This is a genomic window from Collinsella sp. AF16-8 (genome assembly GCF_003462695.1).
In the GTDB taxonomy this organism is placed as follows: Bacteria; Actinomycetota; Coriobacteriia; order Coriobacteriales; family Coriobacteriaceae; genus Collinsella.
On record NZ_QRXX01000006.1, the window covers coordinates 102,514 to 119,038 of the forward strand.

The window sequence follows — 16,525 nt, forward strand, 5'->3', positions numbered from 1 at the left end:
ATAAAAACATGTTGCCGTGAAGCAACCCGATGAATGATAGCAGGAATGCATCTTCGTGCCAACCCGCAATCAAAACCACACACCTGAGTGCGGCGCGGGACGTCCCAGCCACTATTCGCCTCGGGGATGGGCTTGAGCCACGGCACGTTTGAGCCGATCGGGCGTGAGGTGCGTGTAGATCTGCGTCGTGGACAGGCTCGCATGACCCAGCAGCTCTTGAACCGAGCGCAGGTCCGCACCGCCCTCGAGCAAGTCGGTCGCAAAGGTATGGCGCATCGCATGCGGGGCGATGTCGGCCGGAATGCCGGCGAGCGTCGCCAGCATATGAAACCGCCGCCTGAGCATGGCGGCACTCATGCGATTACCGCGCGCCGATATAAGCAGCGGATGCGGCCCGGTAGTGGGGTCACGACGCTTTGCCTGAGCGAGCAACTCCGGCCTCCCCTCCTCAATATAGAGACGCGTCGCCTCGAGCGCACGACGATACAGAGGGACGATACGTTCTTTGCTCCCCTTGCCCCACAGGCGCAGCGTGCGTTCGGACCACGCAATGGACTCCACATTGAGTGCTGCGAGCTCAGAGATACGGGCGCCCGAGGCATAGAGCAGCTCGAGCATCGCCGCATCGCGCAGTCCCGCGGGTGTTGAGGTATCAGGCGTCTTGAGCAGCGCCTCCACCTGTTGGGTCGTCAGCACACCGGGTAGATCGCGCGGAAGCTTGGGCGAGGAAATTGCCGAGACCACATCGCCCTCCACGACCCCCTCGGCAGCCATCCATCGATAGAGCGATCGGATAGCCGACAGATGCGCCGCAAGCGTTCGGGGAGCCACCTGCTCACGCGAAAGCTCGGCAAGATAGCGACGAATGGTGCGCACGTCGGCAGCGAAAGCATCGATATCCTCGCGCTCGCACCAGGCAGCAAAGCGCTCCAGCCTCGAGCCATAGGCCGTCACCGTATTGGGAGAAAGCCCCTCGACACGTGCGATATAGGCGATAAACGAGTCGACGGTGTCGTACAGGTCAAAGGCTATGACCGGTCGCCTCCAAACAGATCGGGGCGAGTGGCCAGATAGGCATCAAGGGCCTCGAGCGCACGGTCCGCATAGGCCTGGTAGCGGTCGCGCTTGCTGCGGCGCTTACCATCCTCGAGTGGCGGCACCAGGCCAAAGTTGACATGCATAGGCTGATAGCCCACCGTGGCCGGATCGGTAGCATAGCCCACGAGCGCGCCCAAAGCACCCACGCGCGGCAACTCGACGCCCGCGACACCGATAGCCTCGGCATAGGTGTTGAGCGCCGCGAGCAGACCGGTCGCCACGGCTTCCATGTACCCCTCGGTGCCGGTGATCTGACCGGCCAGGCGCACGCCGGTACCAGGCACGGCAAAGGTGCCATCGAGCACGTGCGGCGCATCGACAAAGGTATTGCGGTGCATGACACCGTAGCGGAAGAACTCAGCGTTCTCCAGGCCCGGCACCATATGGAAGACGCGCTTCTGTTCGCCAAAGGTCAGGTTGGTCTGGAAGCCCACCAGGTTATAGGCGGTCTTCTCCTTGTTCTCGGCACGCAGCTGAATCGCCGCCCAGGGACGACGACCGGTTCGCGGGTCGGTGAGGCCGACGGGCTTCATGGCGCCAAAGCGAATGGCGTCCTTGCCGGTGCGCGCAACTTCCTCGGCAGGCTGGCAGGCCTGGAACAGATCGCCGCCCTCAAAGTCCTTGAGCACCACGCGGTCGGCCGTGGTAAGCGCCTCGATAAAGGCCTCGTACTCTTCCTTGTTGAGCGGAGCGTTGAGATAGTCGCCGCTCCCCTGCTCCTCGTAGCGCGACTGCGAGAACAGCACGTCCATATCGAGCGTGGAGGCATCGACGATCGGCGCCGCGGCATCGAAGAACGCAAGGGCGTCGCCACCGACGAGCTTCATGACCTCTTCGCTCAACGCCGGCGAGCACAAGGGGCCGGCGGCAATGACCACGTGACCTTCGGGAATCTGCGTGACCTCGCCGTGAACGATCTCGATATTGGGACGGGCGGCAACCTCGGCCTCGACAAACTCGGAAAACTTGACGCGGTCGACCGCCAAGGCGCCACCGGCGGGAACAGCCGCGCGATGGGCGCAATCGAGCAGGACTGAACCCATGCGCTCAAGCTCGGCCTTCAGCAATCCAGCCGCAGAATCCGGACGGGTCGACTTAAACGAATTGGAACAGACGAGCTCTGCCAGGTGATCGGTATGGTGGGCCGGGGAGCTAACCTGGGGGCGCATCTCGCACAGCTTTACGGCGAACCCGCGATCTGCAAGCTGAATCGCGCACTCCGAACCCGCCAGACCGCCACCGATAACCGTCACCTGATCAAACAGCATCTGCAAACACCTTTCTAATTGACATGTTTTCCATTGTGACCGAAGGGTGTCTGAGCGTGAAGGGCAAACTTGGAGGGCGCATACCTTCCATCCATCATGCGCTCGATAAGACCCTCGAGCTCAAGCGAACCCAGGAGTTTGAGTACGCCGACGGCATCGAGCGAGACGAGCGCCGCGATGTCGTCGACCTTGAGCGGAGAGGCGATGAGCGCATGCATCACGGTCTGCTGTGTTTGATCCAGGTCGGCAATGCCGGGAGCATCGGGGCGCGAGTAGCGCAGGGTGCCGTAGATGCGTGAAATAGCCATCTCGATAGATTCCTCGTCGATGATGCAGCAGGCACCGTTCGCAATGAGGTAATTCGTGCCACGCGACTCGGGCGATAGGATCGACCCTGGCACGGCAAGAAGTTCTCGCCCCAAATCCATAGCAGCCTCGGCTGTAGAAAACGTCCCGGAAGGCATACCCGCCTCGGATACAAAGAGGGCTTGCGACAGGGCCGCGATTACGCGATTGCGGCGCGGAAAGGCAAACTTGCGCGGACCCATGCCCCACGGAGAGATCGACACGACCGCGCCACCCGTATCGAGCGTGCGCGTAATAAGCCCCGCGCTCGAACGCGGGTAGACCACGTCGGCGCCCGTCCCCAGCACCACGACGTGTTTGCCGCCGGCATTGACCGCAGCCCAACCCGAGGCCTGGTCACAACCGACCGCGCCGCCCGAAACTACCGTCACGCCCGCCTCGACCGCAACCTTTGCCGCAAGCTCTGCCACGGCAAGACCATACGGAGAGGCCTTGCGCGCGCCGATGATGGAGAGCGCGGGCGTCGAAAGCACCTCGGGGTTGCCGCGCACATAGAGTGTCTGGGGTACATCAGAAAGCTCCAAAACGGTCTCGGGATACAACGCGTCACCTGGATGCAGCTCGAAGGTCCCCTCGGCCATCATTGGTCCCTCCTTCCCTGGTACATCGCCGCCTCGAGCACGTGGTCCTGCGTCACTTGCTCGCTCTCGGCGACGTCGGCGATGGTACGCGCGATACGCACCAGGCGCACGATGCCGCGGCCCGTGAGATGCGTGCGCTTCGACAGGCCGAGCACACACTTCTCCGCCGCATCATCGAGCTCAAAGGTCGAAACGACGCCGTCAATGGACCGTGTCTCGTCATCCTCGGCCTCGGCATCCGCATCGTCCATACGGGATTCGCGCCAAGCGCGAAAAGCGCGACCGCGCACAACGTAGTCACGTAACTCGGCAGACGACATACCCTCCGCGCCCTCGATAATCACCTGAGGGTCGGGACGGGTCACATCGATCATCATGTCGATACGGTCGGCCAAAGGACCGCGCAGTTTAGACCGATAGCGCTCGACCATCGCCGCCGAGCAGCGACACGGTACCTCACGATCGCCCAAAAAGCCGCAGGGGCAGGGATTGCTCGCAGCCAGCAGCTGAAAGCGCGACGGGAAGGTAAAAGCCCCGTCGACGCGCACGATCCTGACGTAGCCGCGTTCGATGGGCTGACGCAGCGTCTGCAGCACACCCGTGGGAAACTCAGCAAGCTCGTCCAAAAATAGCACGCCGCCATGAGCAAGGCTGATCTCACCCGGGTGCACCGGGCGCCCACCGCCGATAAGACCTGCGGTCGAAATACTGTGATGGGGACTGCGGAAGGGCCGGTGCCCCGCCAACAAGCCATCAATGTTCTCACCCAAAACCGAATGGATGCACAGCGCCTCCTGTTGATCCTCAACGGAAAGCTCGGGCAGGATGCCGGTCATACGACGCGCGAGCATCGTCTTGCCCGATCCCGGGGACCCGATCATGAGCAAGCCGAGTTCTCCTGCCGCCGCAAGCGCCATGCCGCGCTTGGCGACCTCCTGCCCCAGTACGTCGGCATAGTCGAGCTCGGGCTCAAAGGTCGCCTCGAGCACTTCAGAATCCAAGTAGTGCCGCGCGGCATCGCCCATGCCATGGGCAAGCTGAGACAAATGATCGATGAATCCACAATCCACGCCCGCAAGCGGCACATGCTGATCGGACCTGCCGGCGATAAAGGACAGCCCCATATCACGCGCCAATAGCTGAAACGCCACCTCGCCCTTGACAGGAAGCACCGTACCGTCCAAGCCAAGCTCACCAGCGATAAGACAACGATCGAGGTTGTCGCGGGGAATCTGACCATCGGCCGCCAATACCGCGATGGCGATGGGCAGATCAAAGCCGCTACCGGTCTTGCGAATATCGCCAGGCGCCAGATTGACCGTAATGCCCGAGCGCGGGATCTCGAACCCGGCGGAGCGCATCGCGCAGCGAATACGACCGCGTGACTCCATCACCTCCATGCTCGGAATGCCGAGCATCTGGATGCCCGGAACGCCACCGGCAAGCGAGACCTCGACCGTGACGTGAATCGCCTCGACGCCGCGGATGCAGGCCGCGTGAACGGCAAACGTCTCGAACGCCATCACGACACCTGCCAATCGAACGCGTTGTACTGATGCTCGATCTCGGCGATATGCCCGCCACGAATGGTGACGCCCACGGCATCGAAGCGAATCGCCTTGAGCGGATAATGCTCCATGAGGTAGCAACTTGCGATGCGGCGGTAGCGGCGTTGCTTTTGGGCGTCCACGGCCTCCTCGGGAAAGACCCGCGTGCTGCAATCCAGTGCAACTCGTCTGGTTTTGACCTCGGCCATCACCACGACATCGTCGAGCTCATCGAGCAGCACCAGATCGGCCTCGCCCTCGGTGCAACGATAACCCTGCTCCAGCAAGGTGTAGCCGCGCTCGTTAAAGTAGTCGATGGTGATCAGCTCGCCCAGCATGCCCAGCTCGCGGGGACTGAGTCCCTTGATAAAGTCGGGCGTCATCGCCCCACAGTCGAGCTCGCCGTTTTCCCAACGCTCCTTGAGTTGCTGCGTCTTGCTCTTTTTGCTTGCGGCACTCATGGGGTCTCCTTTCCCGCACACTGCATTGCCCCGATGATGAGGGCACCTTTCATGCGGGTAAGTACCGGAAGCAAACCAAAAGCTGACCAAATGCCGTCAAAAAACGGGCCGTACGCAGCAATGGTGTTGCATACGGCCCGCTACCAGCAGGTTTATAAAACCCCTGAGGTCCCTGTCTCCACAATTGACCTAGAAAAGGCGCTCAGTCTGCAGAAAGTTTCCGCAAAAGCTCACGCGGTGCAGTGGACAAAGTCCATGTTTGCGAATGGCCTCGATATGCTCGGGGCTTGCATAGCCCTTCGACTCGGCCAGATGGTACTCGGGATACTCGGCGTCGTACTCGACCATCATCTCGTCACGCGTGACCTTGGCCATGATGGACGCCGCGGCGATGCAGGCGATTTTGGCATCGCCCTTCACCACATCGCGCTCGTTAGGAACGGCGCCCAAGGGGTTGCCATCCATGAGGACGCAGTCGGGTTCAAGTCCCGTATCGGCCACGGCGCCCGCAACGGCAGTACGGATAGCACGGGCCATGCCCATCTCATCGATATCCTTCGGCGCGATATGGCAAAAGCCGATGGCAGTCGCCACCTCGGCTATCTTCACCGAGAGCAACTCGCGGCGCGCGGGCGTGAGCTTTTTGGAATCGTTGATACCCCAGACGCGCGGCTCCATAGGAAGACAGACGGCGCATACCGTCAAAGGGCCGGCCACCGATCCGCGACCTACCTCGTCGACACCAACGACCACCCCATCGCCGCCAAGCTCATGCATAAGCTCGTACATGTCATTGACGCGCTCGCGCTCGGCAAGTTCCTTGGCATGGCGCTTAAGAGCACGCTCGCAAGCCTTGATCACCTGCTGGCGCGGGTCCTCGCGATAATGCTCCACGAGGGCGGGAATCTCCTCGAACGTGGCGCTCGCCAGCTCGCCGGCAACCTGCGATGCCGAAACCGAGCTCGTCATGTTGGCCATACCAGACCCTCCTTGCATGCAAATCAGATAAAAAGAAGGGCCACCCGAAGGTGACCCTCGTGTCCAAACGAGTGGACAGACGCTGCGATCTTCTTAGCGCTTCTCGGGGATGCGAGCAGCCTTGCCCACCTTGTCGCGGAGGTAGTACAGCTTGGCGCGACGGACGCGACCATGGCGAACGACCTCGAGCTTGGCGATCTTGGGGCTGTGAAGCGGGAAGGTACGCTCAACACCGACACCGAAGGACATCTTGCGGACGGTGAAGGTCTCGCGGGCACCGGCGCCGGCCATGCGGATGACGTCGCCCTGGAAAACCTGGATGCGCTCGCGGTCGCCTTCCTTAATGCGGTAGTGAACCTTGACGTTGTCGGCGACGCGAACCTGAGGAATGTCCTCGCGGATCTGCTGACGCTCGATTGCGCGGATGTAATCCATGTGCAATTCCTTACTCTTCTAGAGGTGCCGTACCACCTTGGCCGGCACGTAGTTGAACAAACGTATTCGAGTATACACGCGCGGGTTTCTGCTGCAAGAACAATTTTTTGCGCAGACAAAAAGACAAAACCCGCACATGATAACCGCCCGCTTCACGAATGAGACGGGCGGTATGAAGGGGGGGGCTACGCTAGGCGTCTAAACGCTAAACGCTAGGCGGAACGCTTGGCCTCGAGCTTGGCCTGGGCGGCAGCTAGGCGCGCGAGGGGCACGCGATAGGGCGAGCAGGATACGTAGTCCACGTCGGCCACGTTAAACAGGGCCTTGATGGACTTGGGGTCGCCGCCGTGCTCGCCGCACACACCAAAGTGCATGTCGGGGTTGGTGGCGCGACCCTTCTCGACGGCCATGCGCACCAGCTCGAGCACCGCCGCGTCGATGGTCTCGAAAGGGTTGTCCTTCAAGATCTTCTTGTGCATGTACAGGGGGATGAACTTGGCCTCGGCGTCGTCACGAGAGAAGCCGAAGGTCGTCTGCGTGAGGTCGTTGGTGCCAAAGCAGAAGAAGTCGGCATGATGGGCGATCTCGTCGGCGACCATGCAGGCACGCGGCAGCTCGAGCATCGTGCCCACGGGAATGTTGAGCTCGACGCCCTCCTCGGAGGAAACCTCGGCGATCACGCGCTCGATGACCTCGCGGGTCTGGACATGCTCGGCCGTGATGGAAACGAGCGGGACCATGATCTCGGGGCGCGGGTCGCCGCCTTCCTTGATCAGGCGGGCAGCAGCCGTAGCGACGGCACGAACCTGCATGAGCGGCAGATCGCTAAAGACTACGGACAGGCGCACACCGCGCAGGCCGAGCATCGGGTTGGATTCGACCATGCCGTCAATGCGACGTAGGCGGGCGCGCAGGGCGGCAAGTTCTTCCTCGCTGGCGCCAGCGGCCTCCTTCTTGGTGATGGCGACCTCGAGCTCGCGAGGACTATCCAGGAACTCATGAAGCGGCGGATCGAGCAGGCGAACGACCACATCGCGACCGGACATGGTCTTGAACATCGCCAGGAAGTCCTCGGTCTGAACCTTGAGCAGGTCGGCCAGGGCCTGCTGCTTCACGGCCTCGTCGTCGGACAGGATAAAGCTCTGGATGATGTTCTTGCGATCGCCCAGGAACATATGCTCGGTGCGGCACAGGCCGATGGCCTCGGCACCAAACTCGAGGGCGAGCTCAGCGTCCTCGGGGTTGTCGGCGTTGACGCGCACATGGTTGGCGTGGCCAGAGGTCTCGTCCAGACGAATCTCATCGGCCCAGGACAGGATGGTGTCCAGGTCGCCGGTGAGCTCGGCCGAGACCAGGTCAACGGCGCCGTCGACGACGATACCCTGGGTGCCGTCGATGGAGATGACATCGCCCTCGTGCAGCACGCGGTCGCTGCCCTCGATGTGCACGATCTTCTCGGCGGCGTCGATATGGAAGCGCTCGACGCCGCAGACGCAGGGCGTACCCATGCCGCGGGCGATAACGGCGGCATGGCTCGTCTTGCCACCGTGGCTGGTCAGGATGCCCTCGGCGGCGACCATGCCTTTCAGGTCGTCGGGGTTGGTCTCCCAGCGAACCAGAATGACCTTGTGGCCCTCGGCGGAACGCGCGACGGCATCGTCGCTCGAGAACACGACTTCGCCCACGGCGGCACCGGGGCTGGCATTAAGGCCGGTAGCAAGTGCCTCATACTTCTTGGAGGCGTCGAACTGCGGGTGCAGGAGCTGGTCGAGCTGCGCGGGGTCGATGCGGCTCACGGCCTCCTCGCGGGTGATCAGGCCCTCCTCGACCATCTCGATGGCGATGCGCAGGGCGGCAGTAGCGGTACGCTTGCCCACGCGGGTTTGGAGCATCCAGAGCTTGCCCTGCTCGATAGTGAACTCGATATCGCACATATCGCGATAGTGATCCTCGAGCGTCAGGAACACGCGCTCGAGTTCCTCGCCTGCAGACTCGAGGCCCGGGGTGGTCTTTAGGTCGGCGATGGGCTCGGTATTGCGAATGCCGGCGACGACGTCTTCGCCCTGGGCGTTAACCAGAAAGTCGCCGTAGAACTCCTTGGTGCCGTCGGCCGGATTGCGCGTGAAGGCGACGCCGGTCGCAGAGGTCTCGCCCTTATTGCCAAAGGCCATGGCCTGGACGTTGACGGCGGTGCCGAGTTCGTCGGAAATGCCGTGCTGCTTGCGGTAGATGCAGGCGCGCTCGTTCATCCAGCTGCCAAAGACGGCCTGGATGGCAAGGCGCAGCTGGAGCTCTGGATCGTGTGGGAAGACGGGCTTGCCGTCAGCGACCTCGAGCTCGGGGTACAGGGCGGCCTCGACGTTCTCGGAGAAAATGCCCTTAAAGGTCTCGACGAGCTCCTGCAGGTCTTCGGCCGAAAGCTCGGAATCGACGCGAACGCCGGAGACCAGCCGTGCCTGGGTCAGCGCGTTCTCGAACAGATCGGCGTCAACACCCATAACGACGTTGGAGAACATCTGGATAAAGCGACGATAGCTATCCCAGGCAAAACGCGGGTTTTGCGTCTGGGCGATGAGACCCTGAACGGAGTCGTCGTTGAGGCCTAGGTTGAGGACCGTGTCCATCATGCCGGGCATGGAAAACGGAGCGCCCGAGCGAACCGACACGAGCAGCGGATCGGAGGCGTCGCCGAGCTTTTTGCCGCAACGGGCCTCGAGGTCGGCCTCGGCGGCAACGATCTCATCGAGTGCGCCTTCGGGCCAGACGTTGTCGGCACCGGAGTACTCGACACAGGTCTGGCAGGTAATGGTAAAGCCACCGGGAACCGGCAGACCGATTCGGCTCATCTCGGCAAGGTTTGCGCCCTTGCCGCCAAGCACGAAGTTCATGGACTTGTCGCCCTCAGTGACACAGGTGCCCTGGGCGTCGGTTCCAAAACGGTAAACCCTCTTGCAATCGCTCACGATGCTTCCCCTTCCATGCGCTTACGCGCACGACCGTGGTGACGAATCGACCCGCCGGATGCGAGCCGTGAGGGTACTATACGGCGGGCGTTTGACCAGGCTTGCGTAGAGGGCGCGGGGTTTGGTAAACGTGGTAAATGTAGCGATAAACGGTAGGTAAAGGTGGTTACATTATGAAGATACCAATGCAAGGGAGTTGCAGGTCAAAAGTGGTAGAAACTGCTAAATCGCTTTATCAAAACTAGTCAATTTGAGACGAGCAATTTTAGCTACCTTGTCATCCCAGAAAGGACTACTGCTGTTGAGCTCGGCGGGCGGCACGACGGGCTCTTGCCTCTTGAATCTCTTCGAGGTGAACGATGATCTCGGAGGCGCTCTCCTCGATCGCCTTGCCGTCGGTACGCACCACAAAGCAGCCCAGTCGCTTCATAAGGGCACGGGCCTCCTCAAGCTCGCTGCGCACGCTCTCGGGCTCGGCATAGGAGCCGGCGACGGCACGGGCATAGTCATCGCCCAAGCGACTATCGCGAATCTCGGAGATGACGTCGACGGTCGAAATCAAGCCGAACAACCGCATCGGGTCAATCTCGTAAATAGACTTCGGCGGCTCCATGCCATGTGCCAACGGAACGTTGGCAACCTTGTAACCCTGATAGGCCAAATACATCGACAGCGGCGTCTTGGACGTGCGCGACACACCCAGCAGCACGATATCGGCGCCCGACAGATCGTCGCAGCCGCGCCCGTCATCGTGCTCAACGAAATACTCCATGGCCTCGATACGATGGAAATAGCGGTCATCGGTCTTGTGAATCACGCCCGCAACGCCCTTGGGCGGCACACCGATGAGCGACGACAGCACAGCGAGCGTCGGGCCGATCAGGTCGACCGAACGGATATGCAGCATACCCAGGTAGTCGAGAACGCGGGCGCGAAGCGCCGGGTCGACGATGGTATGGAACACGGCGATATCGCGATGGTCGGCATCGACTCGCGGGCCCACAAACGACTTGACCTGCTCCACCGAGGTCACCTTAGGCAGACGTAAAACACGAAAAGCCCCTTCATCAAATTGCCCGGACGCCGCAAGCACCACCTCACAAGCGGTATCACCGAGCGAGTCGGAGATAACGATAACGGTGGGACGAGCGGTGACCGGGCAATCCATGCGGGGCTCCTTTTACGCATATGCGCAGGCTAGCTTACTTTTTGCGGGCAAGCTCACCAATGTTGGCGATGCCGGAGAAAACGGCCTCGAAGCGGTTGAGCAGCTTAAGGCGATTATCGCGAAGCTGTTCGTCCTTGTCCATGACCATAACCTCGTCAAAGAAACGGTCGATGGGGGCACGCAGGGCGGCCAGAGCGGCAAACGCGGCAGGGTAATCCTCGGCAGCAAGGGCGGCATCGACAGCGGTCTGAGCGAACTCGGAGGCGTCGGCAAGTGCAAGCTCGACCTCGCCCATCAGGCTGCGGTCGTACTCCACACCCAGCTCGGGCTTGGAGATATGCGCGGCTCGGGCGTAGGCAGTCGCCAGGTTGTCGAAGGTCTCGGCGTCGTTTTTGCGGGCCTCGTCGAGGGCGGCGCAGCGGGCGAAGAAGACCGACGGGGCAATGATGTGCACCGCGGATACGGCGGCGACGGTATCGGCCGGGATCTTCTCGTCACGGGCCATGCTCACCAGACGGCCGTGGAAGAAGTCGCGAACCTGCTGGAAGACCGCGGCGGCGTCAAACTCAATGCCCTGCTCGCTGTAGAGCTCGAGTGCAAAGTCGATGAGCGACGTGGGGTCGATCGGCAGACGATCGCGCAGGATGTTGATGATGCCGATAGCGGCGCGACGCAGCGCGTACGGGTCGGAAGAGCCGGTCGGGGGCTCGCCGATGGAAAAAATACCGGCAATGGTATCGAGTTTGTCGGCGCAGGCCACGATGCAGCCAGCGGTGCCCTCGGGCAGCTTGTCGCCGGCAAAGCGGGGACGATAGTGATCGCGAATGGCGTGGGCGACCTCGTCGTTCTCCCCCATCGCGGAGGCATAATAACCGCCCATCACGCCCTGCTGGCTCGTGAACTCGACGACGGCGTTGGACACCAGGTCGGCCTTGCACAGATGTGCGGCGCGGCCGGCATCAGCGGCCAGATGGGCACCCAGGTGAGCCTCGCGGGCAATAGCGAGCGCGAGCTGCTCAATACGCTCGGACTTGGCAAGCACGCTGCCGAGCTTCTCCTGGAAGGCGACCTTGGCCAGGCGCTCACGGAACTCGTCGAGGGAGATCTTCAGATCTTCCTCGTAGAAGAACTTGGCGTCGTCCAGGCGGGCGCGCACGACACGCTCGTTGCCGTCGATCACGCGCTCGGCATTCTCGGGCTTGCTGTTGGAGACGACCACGAACTCACGCGTCAGCTTGCCCTCACCGTCATAAATCGGGAAGTAGCGCTGGTTGGTGAGCATAGACTCGCAGATGATCTCATGCGGGACCTTGAGGAACTCCTCATCGAAGGTACCGACGAGCACCGTCGGCCACTCGCAGAGGTTGATGACTTCCTCAAAGACCTTCTTGGGCGTATCGACGTGGCAGCCGGGGCGCGCAGCCTCGACCTCGGCGATACCGGCAAGGATGGCCTCACGACGGCGCTCGGCAGAAAGCACGCCGGCGTCCTCGAGCACCTGCTCGTAGACGTCGGGGCTGGCGACCACATGGTCACCGGGGCCCAGGACGCGATGGCCGCGCGTGGTGTTGCCGCTCGTCACGTCGGCAAACGACACGGGCACGACGTCCTCGCCCAGAAGGCAGCAGATCCAACGGACCGGACGCACGAACGTCGCGTGCTCGTGGCCCCAGCGCTGGGAGCGGTAGTTGGGCCACTGCAGGCCGGCGATGGTCTTCTCGCACAGGGCCGTCAGGATCGGGGTGGCCGGGGCGGAAGGAATGTTTTTCTCGGCAAAGACGTACTCACGGCCGTCGGTGTCCTCGCGACGGACCAGATCCTCGGCAGCCACACCGCACTTGCGGGCGAAGCCCTGGGCGGCCTTGGTGGCGTTACCGTCAGCGTCGAAGGCGATGTTGGCCGCGGGGCCGCGCTTGACCTCGTGAACCTCATCAGTCGCGGTGGCGACGTCGGCAACGAGCGCAGCCAGGCGACGCGGGCTCGAGATCACACGGGCCTCGCCGTGGGCCAGACCGGCCTCGTCGAGACCCTTGGCGATCATGGTGCCAAGCTGCTTGACGGCATTGTTCAACGGTGCGGAGGGCATTTCCTCCGTACCAATCTCAAACAGGAAATCCTTAGCGTCTGCCATGGCTTACGCCACCTCGCCTTCCTGGTCGGCATTCTCGTTGACTCCGGCGACCTCGGCCATATAGGCCTCGCAGCACGCCTTGGCGACGGCGCGGACGCGCAGGATGTAGTTGGCGCGCTCGACTGCGGACAGCGCACCGCGGGCATCAAGCAGGTTGAAGGCATGGCTGCACTTCATGACGCAGTCGTACGCCGGCAGCGGTAGCTTGCGCTCCAGGCAGGAGTGGCACTCGGCCTCATAGTCGTCGAACTTCTGACGCATCATCTCGACGTTGGCGACCTCAAAGTTGTAGGCACTGAACTCGCGCTCGTTCTCCAGGAACACGTCGCCGTAGGTCATGGGCGTGCCGTCGGGCAGGTAGCTCCACACCAAGTCGTAAACCGAGTTGACGCCCTGGGCGTACATGGCGATACGCTCCAGGCCATAGGTGATCTCGACGGGCACGGGGTCGACCTCGATGCCGCCCACCTGCTGGAAGTACGTAAACTGCGTGACCTCCATGCCGTTGAGCCAGACCTCCCAGCCAAGGCCCCAGGCACCGAGCGTCGGGCTCTCCCAGTCGTCCTCGACAAAGCGGACGTCATGGTCGTTGGGGTCCAGGCCAATGGCGGCCAGCGAACCCAGGTAGAGCTCCTGGGCGTTGACCGGCGAGGGCTTGATGAGCACCTGGAACTGATAGTAGTGCTGCATGCGGTTGGGGTTCTCGCCGTAGCGGCCGTCGGCGGGACGGCGGCAGGGCTGCGCATAGCAGGTGCGCCACTCGGCGGGACCGAGCGAGCGCAGCGTGGTCGCGGTATGGAAGGTACCGGCACCGACCTCGGAGTCATAGGGCTGCATAATGACGCAGCCCTGCTCGCCCCAGTACTGCTGGAGGCGCAGGATGATGTCTTGGAAGGAAAGCGATGAAGCGTTCATGCCTCTAATATCCCCTCGTCGAAACGATTACACGGTTAGGTACTGTACTATAGCGGTTTTTAGTCGATAGCGCCGATACGGTTGAGCGGCCAGTAGCGCACAAGTGCAACGGCTATCAAGTCGGAGCGGTCGACCGGGCCAAAGTAGCGGGAGTCGGCAGAGTTCTCGCGGTTGTCGCCCATCACCCACACACAGTCGTCAGGGACGGTGTAGGGATAGCTCACCTGAGCGCCGGGGGCTTGGACCGAAAGCGGCCAGCTCATGCCGGTCGTATAGTCTTCGTCGAGCGCCTGGCCGTCGACGACAACCTTGCCGTCCTGCAGGTCGACCGTCTGACCGGCCGTGGCGATGACGCGCTTGACGAGAACATCGTGCTCGGAGGTACCATCGGGGTTGTGGAACACCACGATATCACCCTGTTTGACGGGCTGACCGAGTTCGAGCGTCACCTTCTGCGCCAGAATCTGATCGCCGATCTCGATCGTATCCTCCATGGAGCCGGTGGGCACCACAAAGGGCTCGACCACAAAGGTGCGGATCAGGAAGGTGGCCACGAGCGCGATTGCGATGACCGCGATCCACTCAAACGCACCCCTTAGCACGGAATGCTGCGATGGAACCATTCTCACTCCTCGCTCTGTGAATACGAAGCGTCCAGGATCTCCTGCGCGTACGCGCGCTCCTCTACCGTAAGTCGTGCCGTCTCGATAAGATCGGGACGCCAACGACAGGTACGCTCGATGGCGTTTTTGCGACGCCAGGCATCGACCTTGGCATGGTCGCCGCTTACGAGCACTGGAGGCACGCCCTCGCCATTGAACTCGGCGGGGCGGGTGTACTGCGCGTACTCGAGCAGGCCACCGTCCTCGGCGGTCGAGAAAGACTCGTCCACGTTGCTCATCTCGTCGCCCAAGGCTCCGGGAATGAGCCGTACGACGGCATCGGCCACGACCATAGCGGGCAGCTCGCCGCCTGTGAGCACGTAGTCGCCGATCGACAGACGCTCATCGGCATACGCATATGCGCGCTCGTCGACGCCCTCGTAACGGCTGCACACAAACAGCAGGCGCTCGCTTTTGAGCAGGCGCTCGGCCACATGCTGCGTAAAGGGCTCCCCGCAGGGGGTGAAGAACACCACGGTGGGCTTGGGACCCTCGGAGCTGATGGCCTCGATTGCCTCGGCAATGGGCTCGACCTTCATGAGCATGCCCTGCCCGCCGCCATACGGCTCGTCATCGACGGTGCGATGGCGGTCGTGCGTCCAGTCGCGCAGGTTATACGCCTTAAAATCAAAAAGGCCGACCTTGCGGGCGCGGCCCAAAATCGACGTGGACATGACGGGCTCAAACATCTCGGGAAAGACCGAAAGGGTCTCAATCAGCATGCTGTCCTCCCTACTTGTCCATATCGATCAAGCCATCCATAACGTGGACGGAAATTGTTCCTGTGTCGGAAAGATCGAGCACAACCTGCTCGATCACGGGAATCAGCACCTCGCCGTACCGATCGCCCTCGACAACCCAAACATCGTTGGCGGGCGTCGACATGATCTCGACAATCGTACCGAGCGAGCCAAAGCGCTCATCGACCACCTCGCGACCCATAAGGTCGGTATAGGCGGCGTCGAGCGAATCGAGCTCGAAGTCGTCACGATTGGCCAGCACATAGCATCCGGTGATGCCCTCAGCGGCCGTCAAGTCATCTATGCCCTCAAACGAGACCAGATCGCCATCGCCCGTATCGGTGACGGACACGACCGTGCAAAAACGGTCGCGCTTGAGCGCCGGCGGCGTCAAGGCGACGCGCATACCCGGCTCCAATACAGAAGGAAGCCCCCGCAGCGGCTGCGCGAGGACCTCCCCCTTCCTTCCGTGCGGCTTGACCACACGGGCGATGTTTTTGTACTGGGACCTCAAGGTCCTAGCCCAGAACCTCTACCTCGACAGCGGTGTCGAGGCGAGCGGCCAGTGCACGGGCGAGCGTGCGAATGGCCTTGATGGTACGGCCGCGACGGCCGATGACCTTAGCGACGTCATCCTCGGCAACCGAAACCTCAATCGTAGAGGCGTCGTCACCATCGATGACCTCGAGGCTCACGGAATCCGGGTCGTCGACGATCTGAACAACGAGATATTCGACGAGATCGGCGATGCGATCTGAGAGCATTGCCTCACCCTCGAGCTGTGCAGCGTCAACCTCAGGCACGATTTACTCCTCGGCGCCCTCAGCGGCCTCAGCGGCAGCCTTAGCGGCCTCGGCCTCTTTGGCGAGCTGCTTCTTGGACTTCTTGACGACGGTCTCGGTCTTCTCGCCCTCGTTAGCGGCCTTGACCAGAGCGGCGACGGCGTCGGTGAGCTGAGCGCCCTTGGACTGCCAGTCAGCAATCTTCTCGAGGTCGAGGTTGATGGTCTTGGGGGCGGTCATCGGGTTGTAGCGGCCAACCTCCTCGATGATACGACCGTCACGCGGGGCGCGGGAATCGGCGACGACGACACGGTAGTACGGACGCTTCTTAGCGCCGTGACGAGCAAGGCGAATCTTGACTGCCAAAGGAAACTCCTCCAACCAAGCAGCTTTAGGCTGCAACTACAAACAAACAGTTGAACATAATACG

The 16,525-nt window shown here is 62.0% G+C and carries 16 protein-coding genes; all 16 read right to left on the minus strand.

What is annotated here, in order from left to right; translation table 11 throughout:
* Positions 1 to 111 precede the first annotated feature (111 nt).
* Complete coding sequence (locus DWW73_RS06640) at positions 112 to 1,032, minus strand: tyrosine recombinase (RefSeq protein WP_117779091.1); 921 nt, start codon at positions 1,030 to 1,032, stop codon at positions 112 to 114.
* Positions 1,029 to 2,366 carry a methylenetetrahydrofolate--tRNA-(uracil(54)-C(5))-methyltransferase (FADH(2)-oxidizing) TrmFO gene (trmFO, locus tag DWW73_RS06645; RefSeq protein WP_117779092.1) on the minus strand — a complete coding sequence of 446 codons (1,338 nt, stop codon included), beginning with the start codon at positions 2,364 to 2,366 and terminating at the stop codon, positions 1,029 to 1,031. Before trmFO ends, DWW73_RS06640 begins: the two co-directional genes overlap by 4 nt.
* Before the next feature lie 14 nt (positions 2,367 to 2,380).
* Positions 2,381 to 3,313 (minus strand): DNA-processing protein DprA, encoded by a 933-nt coding sequence (locus DWW73_RS06650; RefSeq protein ID WP_117564298.1) that lies wholly within the window; start codon positions 3,311 to 3,313, stop codon positions 2,381 to 2,383.
* Entirely contained in the window at positions 3,313 to 4,836 is a 1,524-nt protein-coding gene (locus DWW73_RS06655) for a YifB family Mg chelatase-like AAA ATPase (RefSeq protein WP_117766659.1), read from the minus strand. The genes DWW73_RS06650 and DWW73_RS06655 overlap by 1 nt, the downstream gene beginning before the upstream one ends.
* Positions 4,836 to 5,321 (minus strand): YraN family protein, encoded by a 486-nt coding sequence (locus tag DWW73_RS06660; RefSeq protein WP_117766661.1) that lies wholly within the window; start codon positions 5,319 to 5,321, stop codon positions 4,836 to 4,838. Before DWW73_RS06660 ends, DWW73_RS06655 begins: the two co-directional genes overlap by 1 nt.
* Before the next feature lie 189 nt (positions 5,322 to 5,510).
* Positions 5,511 to 6,299 carry a ribonuclease HII gene (locus tag DWW73_RS06665; protein ID WP_055250018.1) on the minus strand — a complete coding sequence of 263 codons (789 nt, stop codon included), beginning with the start codon at positions 6,297 to 6,299 and terminating at the stop codon, positions 5,511 to 5,513.
* Between the two features lie 93 nt (positions 6,300 to 6,392).
* A complete protein-coding gene (gene rplS, locus DWW73_RS06670) occupies positions 6,393 to 6,734 on the minus strand; it encodes a 50S ribosomal protein L19 (protein ID WP_006236098.1) in 342 nt (113 codons plus the stop codon).
* A gap of 212 nt (positions 6,735 to 6,946) precedes the next feature.
* Entirely contained in the window at positions 6,947 to 9,697 is a 2,751-nt protein-coding gene (gene ppdK / locus DWW73_RS06675; protein ID WP_117779093.1) for a pyruvate, phosphate dikinase, read from the minus strand.
* A gap of 292 nt (positions 9,698 to 9,989) precedes the next feature.
* A complete protein-coding gene (locus tag DWW73_RS06680; protein WP_117779094.1) occupies positions 9,990 to 10,865 on the minus strand; it encodes a pyruvate, water dikinase regulatory protein in 876 nt (291 codons plus the stop codon).
* A 34-nt stretch (positions 10,866 to 10,899) separates the two neighbouring features.
* Entirely contained in the window at positions 10,900 to 12,996 is a 2,097-nt protein-coding gene (glyS, locus tag DWW73_RS06685) for a glycine--tRNA ligase subunit beta (protein ID WP_117779095.1), read from the minus strand.
* Between the two features lie 3 nt (positions 12,997 to 12,999).
* A complete protein-coding gene (locus DWW73_RS06690) occupies positions 13,000 to 13,911 on the minus strand; it encodes a glycine--tRNA ligase subunit alpha (protein WP_006236091.1) in 912 nt (303 codons plus the stop codon).
* 59 nt (positions 13,912 to 13,970) lie between these two features.
* Positions 13,971 to 14,534: a signal peptidase I gene (gene lepB, locus DWW73_RS06695; RefSeq protein WP_117779096.1), complete on the minus strand. Its 564-nt coding sequence runs from the start codon at positions 14,532 to 14,534 to the stop codon at positions 13,971 to 13,973.
* A gap of 2 nt (positions 14,535 to 14,536) precedes the next feature.
* On the minus strand, positions 14,537 to 15,295 hold the full coding sequence (trmD, locus tag DWW73_RS06700) for a tRNA (guanosine(37)-N1)-methyltransferase TrmD (protein WP_117779097.1): 759 nt from the start codon (positions 15,293 to 15,295) through the stop codon (positions 14,537 to 14,539).
* Between the two features lie 10 nt (positions 15,296 to 15,305).
* On the minus strand, positions 15,306 to 15,797 hold the full coding sequence (gene rimM, locus DWW73_RS06705) for a ribosome maturation factor RimM (protein WP_233509150.1): 492 nt from the start codon (positions 15,795 to 15,797) through the stop codon (positions 15,306 to 15,308).
* A 34-nt stretch (positions 15,798 to 15,831) separates the two neighbouring features.
* Positions 15,832 to 16,077: a KH domain-containing protein gene (locus tag DWW73_RS06710; RefSeq protein WP_171021534.1), complete on the minus strand. Its 246-nt coding sequence runs from the start codon at positions 16,075 to 16,077 to the stop codon at positions 15,832 to 15,834.
* A gap of 42 nt (positions 16,078 to 16,119) precedes the next feature.
* Positions 16,120 to 16,461, minus strand: a complete 342-nt coding sequence (gene rpsP / locus DWW73_RS06715) for a 30S ribosomal protein S16 (protein WP_022094749.1) — start codon at positions 16,459 to 16,461, stop codon at positions 16,120 to 16,122.
* Between the last annotated feature and the right edge of the window lie 64 nt (positions 16,462 to 16,525).